Annotated in this window: 17 protein-coding genes; 2 read left to right on the top strand and 15 right to left on the bottom strand. The window is 30.9% G+C overall.

Annotation, left to right across the window (positions count from 1 at the left end; all coding sequences use genetic code 11):
• From MWU65_RS13630 to metE, 14 genes are all read right to left on the bottom strand, one after another.
• Positions 1-572, bottom strand: a 572-nt coding sequence (locus tag MWU65_RS13630; protein ID WP_247078753.1) for a hypothetical protein, incomplete at its 3' end; no start/stop codon positions are given.
• A 528-nt stretch (positions 573-1,100) separates the two neighbouring features.
• A complete protein-coding gene (locus tag MWU65_RS13635) occupies positions 1,101-2,003 on the bottom strand; it encodes a DUF5677 domain-containing protein (RefSeq protein WP_247078754.1) in 903 nt (300 codons plus the stop codon).
• A 175-nt stretch (positions 2,004-2,178) separates the two neighbouring features.
• A complete protein-coding gene (gene map / locus MWU65_RS13640; RefSeq protein WP_247078755.1) occupies positions 2,179-2,943 on the bottom strand; it encodes a type I methionyl aminopeptidase in 765 nt (254 codons plus the stop codon).
• A gap of 141 nt (positions 2,944-3,084) precedes the next feature.
• Complete coding sequence (locus tag MWU65_RS13645) at positions 3,085-3,669, bottom strand: thioesterase family protein (protein ID WP_348646038.1); 585 nt, start codon at positions 3,667-3,669, stop codon at positions 3,085-3,087.
• Positions 3,670-3,894: 225 nt separating this feature from the next.
• On the bottom strand, positions 3,895-4,320 hold the full coding sequence (locus MWU65_RS13650) for a hypothetical protein (protein WP_247078757.1): 426 nt from the start codon (positions 4,318-4,320) through the stop codon (positions 3,895-3,897).
• 172 nt (positions 4,321-4,492) lie between these two features.
• The gene (locus tag MWU65_RS13655) at positions 4,493-5,209 is read right to left on the bottom strand and encodes a hypothetical protein (RefSeq protein WP_247078758.1); all 717 of its coding nucleotides are present in this window, start codon (positions 5,207-5,209) and stop codon (positions 4,493-4,495) included.
• 171 nt (positions 5,210-5,380) lie between these two features.
• Entirely contained in the window at positions 5,381-5,758 is a 378-nt protein-coding gene (locus MWU65_RS13660; protein WP_247078759.1) for a DoxX family protein, read from the bottom strand.
• A 5-nt stretch (positions 5,759-5,763) separates the two neighbouring features.
• Positions 5,764-6,267, bottom strand: a complete 504-nt coding sequence (locus tag MWU65_RS13665; RefSeq protein WP_247078760.1) for an SRPBCC domain-containing protein — start codon at positions 6,265-6,267, stop codon at positions 5,764-5,766.
• Positions 6,257-6,778, bottom strand: a complete 522-nt coding sequence (locus MWU65_RS13670; RefSeq protein WP_247078762.1) for an SRPBCC domain-containing protein — start codon at positions 6,776-6,778, stop codon at positions 6,257-6,259. The genes MWU65_RS13665 and MWU65_RS13670 overlap by 11 nt, the downstream gene beginning before the upstream one ends.
• Positions 6,768-7,100: a metalloregulator ArsR/SmtB family transcription factor gene (locus MWU65_RS13675; protein WP_247078764.1), complete on the bottom strand. Its 333-nt coding sequence runs from the start codon at positions 7,098-7,100 to the stop codon at positions 6,768-6,770. Before MWU65_RS13675 ends, MWU65_RS13670 begins: the two co-directional genes overlap by 11 nt.
• A gap of 238 nt (positions 7,101-7,338) precedes the next feature.
• Positions 7,339-8,391 carry a PAS domain-containing sensor histidine kinase gene (locus MWU65_RS13680; RefSeq protein ID WP_247078766.1) on the bottom strand — a complete coding sequence of 351 codons (1,053 nt, stop codon included), beginning with the start codon at positions 8,389-8,391 and terminating at the stop codon, positions 7,339-7,341.
• A 260-nt stretch (positions 8,392-8,651) separates the two neighbouring features.
• On the bottom strand, positions 8,652-9,479 hold the full coding sequence (locus MWU65_RS13685) for a DUF5694 domain-containing protein (RefSeq protein WP_247078769.1): 828 nt from the start codon (positions 9,477-9,479) through the stop codon (positions 8,652-8,654).
• A gap of 326 nt (positions 9,480-9,805) precedes the next feature.
• Complete coding sequence (locus MWU65_RS13690) at positions 9,806-10,177, bottom strand: DUF4369 domain-containing protein (RefSeq protein ID WP_247078771.1); 372 nt, start codon at positions 10,175-10,177, stop codon at positions 9,806-9,808.
• A 267-nt stretch (positions 10,178-10,444) separates the two neighbouring features.
• Positions 10,445-12,751, bottom strand: a complete 2,307-nt coding sequence (gene metE, locus MWU65_RS13695) for a 5-methyltetrahydropteroyltriglutamate--homocysteine S-methyltransferase (protein ID WP_247078773.1) — start codon at positions 12,749-12,751, stop codon at positions 10,445-10,447.
• 157 nt (positions 12,752-12,908) lie between these two features.
• Here metE and MWU65_RS13700 point away from each other — a divergent pair, with 157 nt between their 5' ends.
• Complete coding sequence (locus MWU65_RS13700) at positions 12,909-13,370, top strand: Lrp/AsnC family transcriptional regulator (RefSeq protein ID WP_247078775.1); 462 nt, start codon at positions 12,909-12,911, stop codon at positions 13,368-13,370.
• Positions 13,371-13,950: 580 nt separating this feature from the next.
• On the opposite strand, the gene MWU65_RS13705 is transcribed toward MWU65_RS13700, so the two are convergent.
• Complete coding sequence (locus MWU65_RS13705; RefSeq protein ID WP_247078777.1) at positions 13,951-14,829, bottom strand: AraC family transcriptional regulator; 879 nt, start codon at positions 14,827-14,829, stop codon at positions 13,951-13,953.
• A 203-nt stretch (positions 14,830-15,032) separates the two neighbouring features.
• On the opposite strand from MWU65_RS13705, the gene MWU65_RS13710 reads away from it, so the two are divergent.
• Positions 15,033-16,427 (top strand): sugar porter family MFS transporter, encoded by a 1,395-nt coding sequence (locus tag MWU65_RS13710; RefSeq protein ID WP_281501054.1) that lies wholly within the window; start codon positions 15,033-15,035, stop codon positions 16,425-16,427.
• The last annotated feature ends 8 nt before the right edge of the window (positions 16,428-16,435 follow it).

A 16,435-nucleotide genomic window follows, 5' to 3' on the forward strand; every position in this document is an offset into this window, starting at 1 on the left:
AAATCATTTTCTTCAAGTATTGTTTTGAAAGATTTTATGGTATTTTCAATATCAGTAGGAGAGCTTCGAAATTCAATAATAGCATCACCCTCATCGTTCAATCCCTTATAAATTAGTTCGGTCTTTTTAGCTTCTTTTAAAGGTAAAGAAAACTCTTTGTTCAACCAATCTCTAGCTCCCTGCTCGTTAGCAAAGTGTTTAGGATTAAAAACACTAGGAGAGGGTTCGTTAAATACACCCATAACTTCCATATGAGAAAGCACATCCTGGCCAACAACAAAAGCAATGGGGTGAAACCCATCTTTATCAGCAATTACAAAACCAGCATCAAACCTTGGTTTTAAAATATTAATTTCTACCCATAATTTTGTTTCATCATCAATTTTAAAAGTGAAATTTTGTTGCAACCATATAATTTGAGTCGGGTTAATTTTCTCTAGAGCCTTACGGTATTCTAATAATTCACTTTTAAATATTTCGGTAGTTTCAGGTGGTTTTTTCCAAGAATTAATAAAAAGGATATTTTCTTTTTCAAATTTGACATTTAAATGATGACCACTGTATACAATCATAGGTTGGTAGTTGGAGTTTTAATTTTAACGCACTTATAAATGGTTTGTTGTGAACTTTAAGCAACAATTTAACAAATATAAACCCTCCTATCTTAAAACAGCAATCGTTTTTATTGAAATTTCAATCGCATAAACTACATTAGATTAGGTTTGATATATAAAAATATTTCATCTTTTAATTCATTCTTGTATTTTATTTATAAGTGTAATATGTACCTAGGTTTTTATTCTAGAATATAACTTTGATTAAATAGAATACTAAGTCGTCTTGAGGTTTAACAACAATTCTTTCGATATTATTCTTAGTTTCTAAAATCACCCTTACAAATAATCAATATCTAACTTTTATCAAACAAAACCTTTTATCATTCAATGAATTATTTTAATTTCTTTTATTTCCCTTCCGCCCTTTTTAAACGTTTTTAAACGTAGGGCTGAATGTAGCTAAGCTCTGGATTTTTTTTAGTGTTGTCTAAATACGTTACAAAAAAGTTATAGTGCTTGTTTAAGTTACTTTAGTGAACTAGACTAGGGCTTTTCATAGGATACGGACTTAGTCATTAAATTTTTCAATTTTCGTTCTTCTTTTAATCTTTTAATCATATTCTCAACTAAACCTCTTATTGATTTTTCTTTATCATATTGACTTAAAAATTGTATCAGTTCCTTTTTTATTTTTTTATTTTGAACTAACATTTTTTTAGATAAATTTTGATTTGAAATACCAGCTTCTGAAATTAAATAGTCAATTATTAAAGTAAGCATATAACCTAGGTAAACAAACGGATTATAATATCCTTCAAGAGAATCATATATATATTTGTTATTTTCTCTAGTCCTATAATTTCCAGAAGAAATCATATTAAGATGAGTGTGTTCACACAAATATGGGTAGAATGATTTATGTAATTCAACTTCATTTTCAGATTCCAAACTTGCAGCCATTTTAGAAACTCCAAGTCCAAAGCTTTCTATGTTTCCGGTATTCGGATTCACAATTTTATTCTTTTCCATTCTACCATTTTTACTAACTGGATGTGAAAGCAAATTTGCTGAAACTCCTAAATCCTTATATGTGAAATGAAAAACTGCTTGTGGTGTTTTGGAAACATATTTAATAGCTAAATAATTTTCATAAATTGTTCTTATAATTATTTGTGAATCTTCTTTTAAAAAATTTTCTGCTAATAAGAGAGACGCACTGCAAGATTTATAGCTTTTAAAAATTCCAAAATTTATAAAGTCTTGGAAAATGTCTTTAAACTCCACTTCATTTTGTTTTTTTGTAATGCAAACTACTTTACCGTTTTGGTCGAGTAATTTTTCAAAAAATGACATTTGTTGAACTATTAAATCTCTTAAATTTAGTATACTTTCCTTATCTGGAAGAATAAAGTCAGGAACTTCATCTATTGAATCTTGTTTTTTCATTTTATTGAATTTATCATTTCCTGAACACTCGGCTATATGGAACCATGCTCTGGATTTCTTTAATGTTCTGTATCTAATTTACATAAAACTAAAAAAAGACAATAACGTTTGTTTAAATTACTTTATAGAATTGGATTAAGAAATTTATAGAGGATACGGTGCTGTAGCCAGTTATTTAGTTCCATATTTCATTAGATTCCGTTAAAATTACCGGAATTTTATTCGTGATTAATATTGTTTGTTCGTGTTGGGTTACATATCCTCCTTTGTTTCCAACTAAAGTCCAACCATCATGCAATTCTACAGCCACAGTTGAGTTCGTTGAAATGAAAGTCTCTATGGCTACTGTGGTATTTACTTTAAATCGTTCTCTGTTACTTTTGACCCTGTAATTTAAAATATTTTCAGGCTCTTCGTGTAAACTTCTACCAACTCCGTGACCAGCCAAATTTTTAATAACTTTAAATCCTGATTTTTTAGCTTCAGTTTCAATTAAATATCCAATTTCAGAAATTTTTACTCCGCCCTTGATATTGCTTATTGCCTTGCGTAAAATGTTTTTTGAAGCATCTACAAGAGGTTGGTGATTATGAATGTCTTTTCCAAGTACAAAAGAACCTCCATTATCGGACCAAAAACCATTTAATTCTGCTGACACATCAATATTAACCAAATCTCCTTCTTTCAGTATTCTTTTTTCTGATGGTATTCCGTGAGCTGCTTCTTCATTTACACTTATGCAAGCGTAACCCGGAAATCCATATGTTTCATAAGGTGCAGATTTTGCTCCATAACTTTTTAAAATACTACCTCCGTATTCATCTAGTTCTTTAGTTGACATTCCAACCTTAGCATATTCTCTCATTAATTTTAATGTAGTTCCAACAACTGCACTAATTTTTTCCATTCCGATTAGTTCGGATTCTTTTGTTATTGACATTTTATTTTTTAATTGGCTACAACGCAGGGCGAAACGTAGTTCGGCTTTTGCTTTTTTTAGTATTGGATATCGAAGATACCAAAAAACAAAAAAATGCAATGGAGCTTTTTTAAATTATTTAGTGAACTAGCCTTGGGCTTTTCAATGGATACCGTTTTGTGTTCCGTTTTTTTTACTAGTTTTTTTACTAGTTTTTTTATTGGTATTTAGTGTTTCATAATCATTTTCAAACATGCTCATAACTTCAACGGAGGGAGTTCTGATTTCATTTTCGGAATCACTATTAATTATTATTTCTCTCATATTTTGAACTTTCTTATTTTTCCAAAATCCTGCTTTTGTGAATCCAATTGCACATATTTGACCATTCTGCTCAAAAGTTTGTCGATGATAAACCCATTTTTCATCTGAACCTTCTAGTTTTAGAGTAATATCAAATTTTTTAAATTTCTTTAATGGTTTTTTGTATATTATTTTCTGAGATGCTAGAACACCAAACATTCCCTTTTTTATAGTATTGTCATACAATTTTGACCGAAAAACAACTTCGTATCTTATTAAATCCATATAATAAAAATATTTCGAATTTGCCATATACCTTAAAGATTCACAATCCAATATATTCACTCTTCTTGTTCTAGTAAAATCAGAAGTTATTTTGACTTTTTTCCAAAATATCCTTGATCCAGTGTAGATATAAATCATGTGTAACCAATAATAAATCATTTTTGACTTTTAGTTTTGTAGCTTATTAGTTATCTGGGAATCAAAATTATTTACAACGCAGGGCTAAATAGATTTCCCCGATGTTTCGCGATTAATTCATTTAGTGATTAGTATGGAAGATACATAAAAACACACAAAAAGACAATAGTGCCAGTTTAAATTACTCTTATTAGATCATAACACAACATTTTAGCCGTTGTGCTGTTTCTGTGTTGATAAACTTTTTTAATTAAACGTAAAATCCACAAAATCAGTAGTTCCTGACTCTGTAATCGTAATTTCTTTTTCAGTTAAAGTTTCTGAATCTGCACTTATTTTAAGTTTGATATTGTAGGGTTCAAAAGAAACTCCAACTTCCCCTCCAGAATTATCTCTATAGGTAATATCTAATGTTGTTAAAAAAGCGATTTTTTGATTCAAATAATCTTTGGTAAAAGGTAAATGAGATTCGCCACTGGAAAAATCTGAAACATCTATCCCTTTTCCTTGTATGGCCAGTGTAATATCTGACTGTCTGTTATTATCCGAAGATGTTATTACAAATGAAATATCTTTATTCTGAGGATAATTATCCCGTGGGTCATCGTCAGGTCCACAAGATACAGTTAAAAACACTACTGTAACTACTAGTAATAATTGTTTTTTAAACATATTTTTTATTGTTTAAATGAATGAATTTTTAAAAATTAGATTTCAAAATCTATACCAAATATTATAAATTTTTTACAATTAAGCGAATAATCTAAAGTAATCAAGTCTTGGTTTAATGTAGCTTTACAGGCACTACCCTTTTAGATTAACCTTATATTTCTCAATATTCTATTCATTTAAATTTATCACTTTCGTCCATATTAGCTTGTACCTTGTTGGTAATAGTATTTTTTAATTTTTCATTCAAGGTTCCTATGAATTCCTTACGCTCAATAAGATCATTTAGAGTGGTTACAAAAGTCTTTGTTTCATTTAAATTTGGAAATGATAACTTTCCTTTTGCAATTGAATATGCTATAAGGACGTTGAAATAATTATATATCAAAATCAACTTTTGAATATAATCGGTCTTGACAATCGTAAAACCCATTCTTTGCGCTGTTCTATCGTTTATGATATAACTTGTTCCACGTACATTTATGTTTTCACAATTATTGTTTTCTTTTTCTTCAATGAGGTTCAAAAGACCTTCTAAATATTGTTGAATTATAAAATTAGTTCTTTGTTTTCCATTCAATTTTAGATCAATTACAAATACATAATCAAACAATGTTCCTCCGTGTATTTTAATCAATCCATTTTTAGGTTTTTCAGATAAGAATAGTGGCGAATAATAAATTAAACCTCCGCTCTTTTTTAAGGAAGGTGTATCGAAGAAAGGCGCAATTATAGATAGCGTTATTGGGATGGTTAAAATTGCCAATAAATAAGTTTCTGTTTTCCAAGAAATAACTAGAAATATCAGAATTAGCGTAAATGCAATAATACCTATCCATACTTGAATTTGATTTCGCTCTTTTTTCGATTTTATGTAAAATTTGTGTTTCAATTGATTTCTTGAATTAATACCATTATAGGGCTAAATGTCATTTCTGAATTACAGAACTCTTATCCTTGGCGAAAACTTACTTGTTTTTTAAACCCATTTCTTTGTTAGCATCAGTTTTTTACCTGTATGTTGATGGTTCTATCACAACCATTGGGGTACCTTGTTCCTCTATTATTTGATTAGTACTGAATACTTTTCTCTATTTTCATAAATAACCCAAAGGTTTATAGCAAATAAGGTTAATGCAATAGGTAAACCAGACGGTGTGGAAATGATATTCGTTAACATTATACCTATCATAACCGGAAAAATTACAACGGCACCGAGTGCTCTTGTTTTAGGAATGGCAAACAATAAACCCCCAAAAACTTCAGCAAAACCCACCAATGGCATAAGCCAACTTATCTTCATAAATGCAGTCATTAATTTTACCATATTTTCGGGTAAATCTTCAGGCATTGGCATATAATTAAAAAATTTATTCAACCCTGCGTTGATAAACATAAGCCCGAATAATAGGCTTACAACGAAAATTATTTTCTTTTTCATTTTTATTATTTTTTAAAGCTTACTAATAATTCATCCAACTTCTCAAGCGTTGAAAGCATACCTTCTTCCATTCCCATATTGATTACAGTTTCAAGGTCTTTTAATGAATCATAATTAACCACAGTTGTAACTGTAGTATTTTTGCCTTTGTCATTAAAAGTCACTTTCCAATTTGCTGTAGGCAACTCATGATTTACTGAGCCTTTACTATCACAAAAGGAATCGATTGTTCGATAATAATCAATAGGGTTTACCTCGTAATATTCGGTATAACCCCAATATTCAGTTCCTTCTGGGTCAATCATTGCATAATGCCAATGACCACCATTTTTAAAATCCATTGATTTTGTCTTTGTAGAAAATGGTTTAGGCGAAAACCATTGATCCAGTAACTCTGGTTTGGTATAACAATCCCAAACTAATTGTCTTGCAGCATTAAACTCACGAACAATTGTAAGGGAGCTGTTTTCTTTATCAATTAAGAAATCGAATTGTAAATTACTTTTCATTTTTCTTGTTTTTAATTGTAACTAATAAATTGTCTAATTGATTTAGGCCTAATATAAAACCATCTTTAAAGCCCATTTCTATTATTTTTTCTAAAGCTGTTAAAGAAACAAGTGTTAAGGTTATATGAACAATAGTGCTTTTAGGGCTATCTTTAAAGCTATTTTCCCAATGTATTTTTGAAAATTCCGTTTCTATAAAATTTCCTTGTTCATCGCAAAAGCCATCCCATCCAGTATACATTTTTTGCACTTCAATATTTTCGTAATCAAACCTATTCCAATGCATTTTATTCTCAGGGCTTATCATAGCATAATGCCATATTCCACCTTCTTTAAAATCTAAAGTTTTAGTTTGATTTCGATAGGGTTTGGGTGCCCACCATTGGTCAAGAATTTCCGGGGTTGTCCAGGCCTTCCAAACTAAAGGAAGATTCGCGTCGAACTCACGTTTTATGTGAATGGTATTATTTTCCTTATTGACAGTGAAGTCAAATAATAAATTAGATTTCATTATTTTTATTTTTTAGGTTAGCTAAAACATTATCTAATTGATTGAAACGATTTTCCCAAATTTTCCTGAATTGCTGCAACCATTTGTCAATTTCTTTCATTTTATCAATTTTAATTTGATAATGAATTTCTCTGCCTTGTTGGTTTGCTTCAATCAAATCGCACTCATTTAATATTTGTATGTGTTTGGAAATTGTAGGTCTGGAAGTGTCAAAATTAGAAGCAATGTCTCCGGCTGTCATCGTCTGTGTCGTTAGCAAAACCAATATGGCTCTTCGCGTTGGGTCTGCAATTGCTTGAAAAATATCTCGTCTTAATCTCATTATGAAGTTATTTGACTACAAATATATATGAAGTCATTTAACTACGCAAATTTTAGATAAAAATATGTAGTTGAAGGTTCTTTTAGGGAGGGATGTTTCAATTAGTGCTAAAGGTTTGGACCTAGAAGTGCTAGACATTAGCAACCACAAATCATGTTATTGTCATAAATGGTTTCGAGGGATAAATCTGTTTTTCTATTCAATTAAGCAATTCATGATAGGTGCTAATACAGCAGATTTATTCTGCCCTCCCGTATACTTTTTCACTTGGAAGATAAATTGTAAACACTGTCCCTATATTTTTACTGCTGTCAAATTTTATTGTTCCTCCTAGAACTTTAACCGTATGTCTAACTGTATAAAGTCCAAGTCCACTTCCACTGGCTTGGTGTGTAGCACGAAAAAACATTTTAAAAACATCTTTTTGTAAATTGGTTGGTATTCCAATTCCATTATCTGTAACCATAATTTTAACCCCACCGTTTTCGTCTTCAACAGATATTTTCACATATGAATCTTTATTGTTTTCTTTTTTGTACTTGATAGTGTTATCTAGTAAATTTTCCATCAATGAAATAATAAGGGACTTATCGCTATAAAATTTTCGTTCTGTAGAAATGTTTTGTTCAAACCTAATTTCATCATACTGGTTCATATATTCAAGCGATTTCAGAACAGATTTAATAACTTGACAAAAATCAATCAAATGAATTGTTTTTTTGCCTTGACGTATACTCATAGTCTCAACCAGTTTCAGCAATATAGTGTCTAATCGTTCGGTTTCCTGTTTTATCGTTAATAGGTAATCCTTCGCAGTTTCAAGGCTCTTCATGTCGTAGTCTGCAGCATTGATAAGTCCTAAAACACTAGCAATGGGCCTTCTCATATCATGTGAAACTTTATAAATGTAGGTTTCGAGTTCGTCAGTGGCTTCTTTAAGGTCGGTAATATTCACAGCTGATAATCCCAAGTAATCTCCTACCTTAAATATACTTACTCGTGACATATAATTTCCTAAACTTGGATGCAATCTCACTTCATCTATAACAACTGGAATTCCTGTTTTTAGTACTTCCTTGTATATTTCATACCGTTTTGTCACTTCAATACCTGGACTTATTTCAGTAACATTTTTTCCAACGATTTGATCTCTTTTAAGTCGAAGTATGCGGAGAAGAGCTTCATTGGCATCAACAAAATTTAAGTCCTTATCAAAAATAGCAAGTGTCTCTTGCGTATTGTTAAAAAACGCTTCTCGTAAACTAGTTGTGTCCTTGTGTTCATTTGCCATTATTCAACTCGTTGCTAACACTAGGCAAAACGTAGATCTCCAAAAATTCCGAGACTATATTTTTTTTAGTGATTAGTATCTAAGATACATAAAAATTACAGGACTAGATCAAATTACTTTTTAGTTGATAATGACTTATACGTTCTCCAAAAACAATTATTCCCAAACCTAAAAAAGTAAACCGCCAAAAAGGCGGTTACAGCAATCATTATTTTATAAATCATGTCCTTGGGCAAGGGTTCCCATCTTTGTACTTAAACCTAATCCGTATAGTCTGTATAGTTAGTTGTATTTTCCAAAATATATTTAGGACTATTTCCAATGAAGATATCAAAATAGGCAGTGTGTGTTGCTCCCATAATAATTAAAACCCGGTCGTTTTTTGTTAAAGGAATATCTGAAAAATTCGTATACATTCTCAAATTTCTTTTATAGAAATCTGCAATTATATCAGCGCCTTCAAAACCATTTGGAGTATGCATAGTTGCTAAAAAATTATATAAATCAAATGTTTCCATTTTGTACTTAGTCGTATTTATTTCTGCAAATTGTTCAAGAAGCGGTTTTTTGTTTTGAATTTCATAACTCCCCATAATATTTTGAACATAAATACTGTCAGAAGCATTTTTATTAGCCAATTCAATAAGTTTAGGATAGTCAAATCCGATGGGGTTATCAATACCATATATTTTTTTTGTTCCACTCAACCGAGCAACTTCAAGTCCAATTACATTCACTTCCTCAGAATAGTTAATTCGGCTCGATTGATCTGTCTTGTATTTTTGAAAAGTTTGATTCATAAATTCAGTACTTTCAGGTGGTATTTCTACACAAATTATAGTTGGTTTAAACTTTACCAGTTGTTCTACAATTTTCTGTATGTCTGCTTTACCCTTTATGCTATTTACGTCTGTAATTGAAGAATAAGCATCAGTACTACCGCTTAGATGTACCGAGCCAAAATTCAATACTCGTATTTTATTCGTATCCGTTTTCTCAGTTTTAGTCTCCTTTACTAGGTTCACTTTTGATTCTGGATTACAGGCTAACATTGTCAGTGTAAAAAAGGAAAGAAGCAGGTTTTTCATAAATTTTTAAGATGTTATTTTGATCTAAGAAAAGAAAAGGTAAAATAGATTTTACGATATTTCTGGATTATTTTAATTTTAGTTTTACAAACCGAATATACATAAAAATTTAAAAGAATATAGTGTTTGATTATAAGGCCAAAGGTATTGGTGACTTTTGCTAAAAACACGTAATACGATACACCATTTCATGATTGATTTTGACCAATTACCTAGCTAATTCTGAAGAATTTTAGTCGATCAATTTCCTACTGTTTTTGTTGCGAAAGATTCATTAAAATTTGCGCTAAAGAATCTCTCATGGTATAATTTTCTTCTGTTAGACTTTAAGAATAATTAAAATCTCCCTGAGTTTTTGAACCACTGATATTTACGTTCCAAGGAAGGTCTGATATATCTCCTTTAACAGTAATATTTTCATTTCCAATTAGAAGGTAGGTGTAGTAGAAATTTTTATCAAGTATTGTGTTTAACCAAATTTGTACTGACGGACTTTCTAGGTTTCCTTCAAATTTATAGGTGTTATTCTTAACAATCGCACTATCAAAAACGGCATCTGTTGCTAGGTTTCTTAAATAAAATTTAGTCCCATCAGGAAATCCAGTTACTTGTCCATAAATTATGAAATTTCCCTTTTTCTTTTCATTATAGTTACGAGTAGTTATTGAAGTAATAATGCTCACAAATAAAATTAACATGATTAATTTCTAGAATTCTTTTTAATATTCTCTAATGGCTAACAAGACAGGGATACGTATCGTTCCCAAATATTTTAGGAATAGACTTTTTAGTGTTGCGTACCGAAGATATATAAAAACCAAAATTGGCAATGACCTTGTTAATTTCCTTTTTATTTGAAAAAGCTAACTTTTATAAATCGAAGGATAGTATTCATTACCCAAAAAAACCAAAATAGCGGTTAAATAAAATTTATAAACCGCTATTTATTAATAAGTTATGTGATTTTAAACTGACTGAGCTAGTTTCTCTCTCATATTTTTAGCTGAATGAACAAGGTTGACTAATGCAGTTTTAGTTTCAGGCCAATCCCTCGTTTTTAAACCACAATCTGGATTAACCCAGATATTCTCTTGAGGAAGCAGCTTCGATGCTTTTTCAATTAAACTTTCTATTTCTTCTTGAGTTGGCACCCTTGGAGAATGAATATCATAAACACCAGGTCCAATCTCATTTGGATATTTAAAATCGACAAATACGCTTAATAATTCCATTTCTGAACGAGATGTTTCTATTGTAATTACATCGGCATCCATATCCGCAATACTTTTAATTATATCATTAAATTCAGAATAACACATGTGTGTATGAATCTGTGTATCATCTGCCACACCACTAGCAGAAATTCGAAACGCTTTAACAGCCCAATCCAAATATTTTTTTCTATCTTCATTTCGTAGAGGTAACCCTTCACGAATAGCAGGTTCATCTATCTGAATTATTTTTATTCCAGCTTTTTCTAAGTCACTGACTTCGTCACGAATAGCAAGTGCAATTTGATTACAAGTAATCGCTTTTGGTTGATCATTCCTCACAAATGACCATTGCAAAATCGTTACAGGTCCTGTGAGCATCCCTTTAACAGGTTTTTCTGTTATAGATTGGGCAAAAGTTGACCACTTTACAGTCATAGCATGTGGTCTGGAAACATCGCCGAAAATTATTGGTGGTTTCACGCATCGTGTTCCGTAGCTTTGTACCCAACCAAATTTGGTGAAAATAAAGCCATCCAGCTGTTCTCCAAAGTATTCAACCATGTCGTTTCGTTCAAACTCTCCATGTACCAAAACATCCAAACCAATGTTTTCTTGAAAACGAATAGTTTCTTCCGTCTCTTTTTTGATAAACTCATCATATAGCTCTTGTGATAATTCTCCTTTTTTGAATTTTGCTCTAGTTAATCTTACAGCATTCGTTTGTGGAAACGATCCAATAGTCGTGGTAGGGAATAATGGGAGTTTAAGTGTTTTACGCTGCAATAACTGACGCTTAGAAAATCTAGCATTTCTTTCACTATCTGCAAAAGAAAGTGTTTGTATCCTTTGTTTTACTGTTGGGTTGTGAATCAACTTTGATTCAAGTTTATTCTGGCTTGCTCTTATGTTCTCATTATAAATATGACCACTGACATCGTTGTTTGGATCCGTAGCCAATTTTTTTAAATCCCCTAACTCCTTTAATTTTTGTTTTGAAAATGCAAGCCACTGTATTATAGTTGTATTGATTCCTTTAGTATTTTTCTCTAAGTCCAAATCATAAGGACTATGAAGTAAGGAACAAGAAGTACCAATCCAGACGGATTCAATTTTTAGTTTTTGTCTTGCTTTTTGAATAAATTCTAAGGATTTTTTAAAATCATTTTTCCAAATATTTCTACCATCTACAAGACCTAGTGAAAGTGTTTTAGTAGTGTTAAATGACCGGTGTGATAAAACATCATTTAACTGTAATGAACAACTAACCAGGTCTAGATGGAGAACAGCTACTGGTAATTTTAGCGCAAGGTCTAAGTTATTTCCATAGCAATCGAAGTAATTTGCTAAGATGATTTTTACCCCAGAGTTGATTTCATCAAAATATTCATAGGTCCGGGTTATTGCAGCTTGTTCGTCTAGAGAAAGATCTGTGGCCAAAATAGGCTCATCTATTTGTAAGTATTCTACCCCTAGAGAATCAATCTCATTAATTAACGCTTTATATATTGGAAGAAGTTGATCCAACAATTCTAATCGATTAAATCCACTTTCTTTTTCTTTTCCAAGTAATAAAAATGTCAGTGGTCCTATAATGACAGGTTTGGTTTTAATACCAAGGGCTGAGGCCTCCTTATATTCATTAATAATTTTATTTGAGTTTAAGGCAAAAGTTTGATTTTTAATAATTTCAGGCACAATGTAATGGTAATTTGTATCAAACCATTTGGTCATCTCCATAGCTGTAACATCCACCTCTTCATTTTGAAGACCTCTAGCCATTGCGAAATATTGGTCAAGACCACTCAGGTTTTTAAACCTTTCTGGAATACATCCTAAAGTGATGCACATATCCAATACTTGATCATAGAGTGAAAAATCATTTGAAGAGATTAAATCAATACCTAAATTATCTTGAGACTTCCAAGCCTTTTCTCTTAGTCCCTTTGTAATGATTTTTAGGTTATCTTCAGAAGTATTTTTCCTCCAATAGCTTTCAATTGCTTTTTTTAATTCTCTTTTTTCTCCTATTCTAGGATAGCCTAATACAATAGATTTCATGCTTATATAAAGTTTAAATTTCTTTCAAAACTATATAAATTAAATATATTATCTTTGTTATATCTTGTTTTAAGATATAATAACTATTTAATACAATTAAATAAGATATAATATCTTTATATGATGCGTTTTTATTAGACTAGAAGAAAATTTACCTATGAATGAATTAGACTCAATTGACTGGAAGCTATTGGAAATACTCCAGCAAAACGGAAAGTTAACTACAAAAGAAATAGCTAAAAAAGTTAATTTATCGCCTACCCCTGTGTATGAAAGGATTAAACGTATGGAAAGGATGGAGATTATTAAAAAATATGTTGCAATCGTTGAAGCTGAAAAGATTGGCAAGTCTCTAACAGTATTTTGTAATGTGACCTTAAAAGAGCATACTAAAAAAATAGGAACTCAATTTGTGAGGGAAATCACCTCATTAAAACAAGTAACTGAGTGTTATAATATCTCGGGGGATTATGATTTTATGCTAAAAATCATCGTGAATGATATGAAAGAATATCAAGAATTTGTTATCAATGATTTAGGCTCTATAAAAAATATTGGTAGTGCTCAAAGTACTTTTGTAATGGGGATTATCAAGCAATCATACGCAATTCCTATTTAAAGTCATTTCGCCTAATATTTCCTAAGTTTCCTACCGTTTCAGGCAAGTCGTTTTAATGATATGAAGAAAAACACAAACATAATGCTACCCCTTTTATTCAAACTAATATATGAATACCTATGAACATATAAAGGGAGGAGATCAGGCAGTTATGGTTTAGCCTGTGAATCAAAGGGTCTTGTGAATTGTATAAGCAAAGGATGCCGAATAATTGGCAAGTGGTTGTTATTTTATGAGGCGGACTTAATTCACATTTTATACTTTGTAATGAATTCCTAGTGCAATGTTTAAAACGGGTGAACCATTCCAGCGTAGCGGATAAGGTTATGGAATGAAAAGTAAAAAATGGGGATTGTGTCCAAGACTTTTTAATGAAGCTCTTTACCCGCAAGTTTTCCACGAAAGGTAGCGGTAAAGTGCTGCCGGAAGTATTGTAGCTTCCCCTTCTAATACTTCCAAATTCCTTCTTCCTTTAATTTTTACCAACCATAAGAGCATGTATTAATACTATTACTAAAATTAAAAGACATCAAAATGACACTTTGAACAAAAATCTTGAATCTTTCTTACTTTTAAAAGGCTAACCTTTCTTTAAATTTCTATATGCTTTTGGAGATTTGCCCATAACTTTTGTAAAAACTCTTGAAAAGTAAAATGGATCTGAATAACCAAGTTTTGTTGCTATTTCATTTATTTTTAAATCGCTAAAATCTAAATAATGGGAGGCCTTTTGTATTTTTAAATGCATAAGATAATCTAGAGGTGTTCTAGCGGTTTTTTCTTTAAAAAGATTACAAAATTGTGACAAGGATAAATTAACATGATGTGCTAAATCTTTTAGACTAATCTTTTCATTTAAATGGTTCTGCATAAATTTTATACTTTGGGCAACTCTATCTGGTGCATTAATTTCTTTTATTTTTCTAAACTGAGATAAATAGCGAAGCGACCCCAACATATGCCACAAACAAATATTAGCATATTCTAAATTATCCTTACTATATCCCATCTCAAGATTATTATATATCTCCTCAAATAGAAGAATTCTATCGGTAAACCTTGAAAATTGGGAACTATCAATTTCTATTTTTAAATTAGGGTGATTTATAAAAATATTAGATTTTCTACCGGTAAAATGAATCCAATAAATACTCCATGGTTTAATACTATCTGCTCCATATCTATGCGGCGTATTTGCAGAAATAATAATATAATCGTACTTTTTTAAAAGCATCTTCTTACTATTAATCTCCACCCAACCAGCACCTTGAGAACAATAAATTAAAATGTTTTGAGGGCTACCATTTTTCCTTACTCGATAGTGATTAACAGCATCAGGGTAATAACCAATATCAGTTACCATTAAATCATTAATGAATTCATTATCTTTTAATTCATTAATGATTTTCTTCGGCAAGATAATGGACTTCTCTTGCTTAAAACCTTCTTTTTTCAACATAACCTAAAAATAACTATTTAATCGGAAGATAATCCATCTTTATTAAACTATTCTCTATTTATTACAGGAAAATTAAATCATAAATTTGAAATTATCTTTTAATTTTTAAAACAACCTTATTTAAACTTTTGTATTGAAACGATTATTAGTCATTTTAAAACCAATTGTAAAAGTTTAAATAAAATCTATAAAACTTAAATTAAATGAGTCAAAAACACACATTCAATTATCGTTTTTTATTTAGGGTTTCCTTAGTAACTGCAATGGGAGGCCTATTATTTGGATACGATTGGGTAGTTATTGGTGGAGCAAAACCATTTTATGAAACATTTTTCCAAATATCCAACACCCCTTCGTTACAGGGTTGGGCTATGAGTTGTGCATTGATAGGATGCTTAGTTGGAGCTATTTTTTCTGGAATGTTAAGTGATAATTACGGTAGAAAAAGATTGTTAATTATTGCTGCCTTACTTTTTTTTATATCTGCAATTGGCACTGGTGCCTCTAATAGTTTTAATCATTTTATTTTTTACAGAATCCTAGGGGGTGTCGGAATTGGTCTAGCTTCAAACCTATCACCTATGTATATTGCTGAAATTTCACCAGCCAAGGTAAGAGGTAAGTTTGTATCACTTAATCAATTAACTATAGTTATTGGTATTCTAGCAGCTCAATTGGTAAATTGGCAAATTGCAGAACCTGTTCCAACTAATGCAAATTCTCTTGAAATTCTTAACTCATGGAATGGGCAAACAGGTTGGAGATGGATGTTTTGGATAGAAATTATTCCGGCAGGGCTATTTTTTATTTTAATGTTTTTTGTTCCAGAAAGTCCAAGGTGGCTAGCACAAAAAGGATACAAAGAAAAAACACGATCAATACTTACAAAAATAGGAGGGCAAAATTATGCAGATACCGAGGTTAAAAAAATTGAAGTCACTCTTAAAAATGATTCTCTTAAAGATAGCTTTCGTAAGTTACTCCAGCCAAATATTAAAAAGATTTTAATAATAGGGATTGTAATTGCTGTATTTCAACAATGGTGTGGCATCAATGTTATTTTTAATTATGCTGATGAAATTTTCGCAGCAGCGGGATATGGGGTTTCAGATATCCTATTTAATATTGTAATAACAGGCAGTGTTAATTTAGTGTTTACGTTTATAGCTATTTTTACAGTTGATCGTTGGGGCAGGCGCTCTTTAATGCTTTTAGGAGCTGGTGGTCTTGCAGGCATTTATACATTAATCGGCTTAGCTTATTTTTTTGAAATTAGCGGATGGCCTTTATTAATTTTAGTAATTTCTGCTATCGCCTGTTACGCTATGTCATTAGCACCTGTTACTTGGGTAATTCTCTCAGAAATTTTTCCGAATAAAATCAGAGGAGCAGCTATGGCAGCCGCTACGATAGCCTTATGGTTAGCCTGCTTTATTTTAACATACACATTTCCAATATTGAATCAGTTTTTCGGAGCCTCCGGAACATTTTGGTTATATGGATTAATATCGATAGCTGGTTTTATATTTATCTATAAGAAGTTACCAGAAACTAAGGGTAAATCTTTAGAAGAAATTGAAAAAGAAATTACACAATAAAAAGAAAC

The organism is Cellulophaga sp. F20128 (assembly GCF_023015805.1).
Taxonomy (GTDB): Bacteria; Bacteroidota; Bacteroidia; order Flavobacteriales; family Flavobacteriaceae; genus Cellulophaga.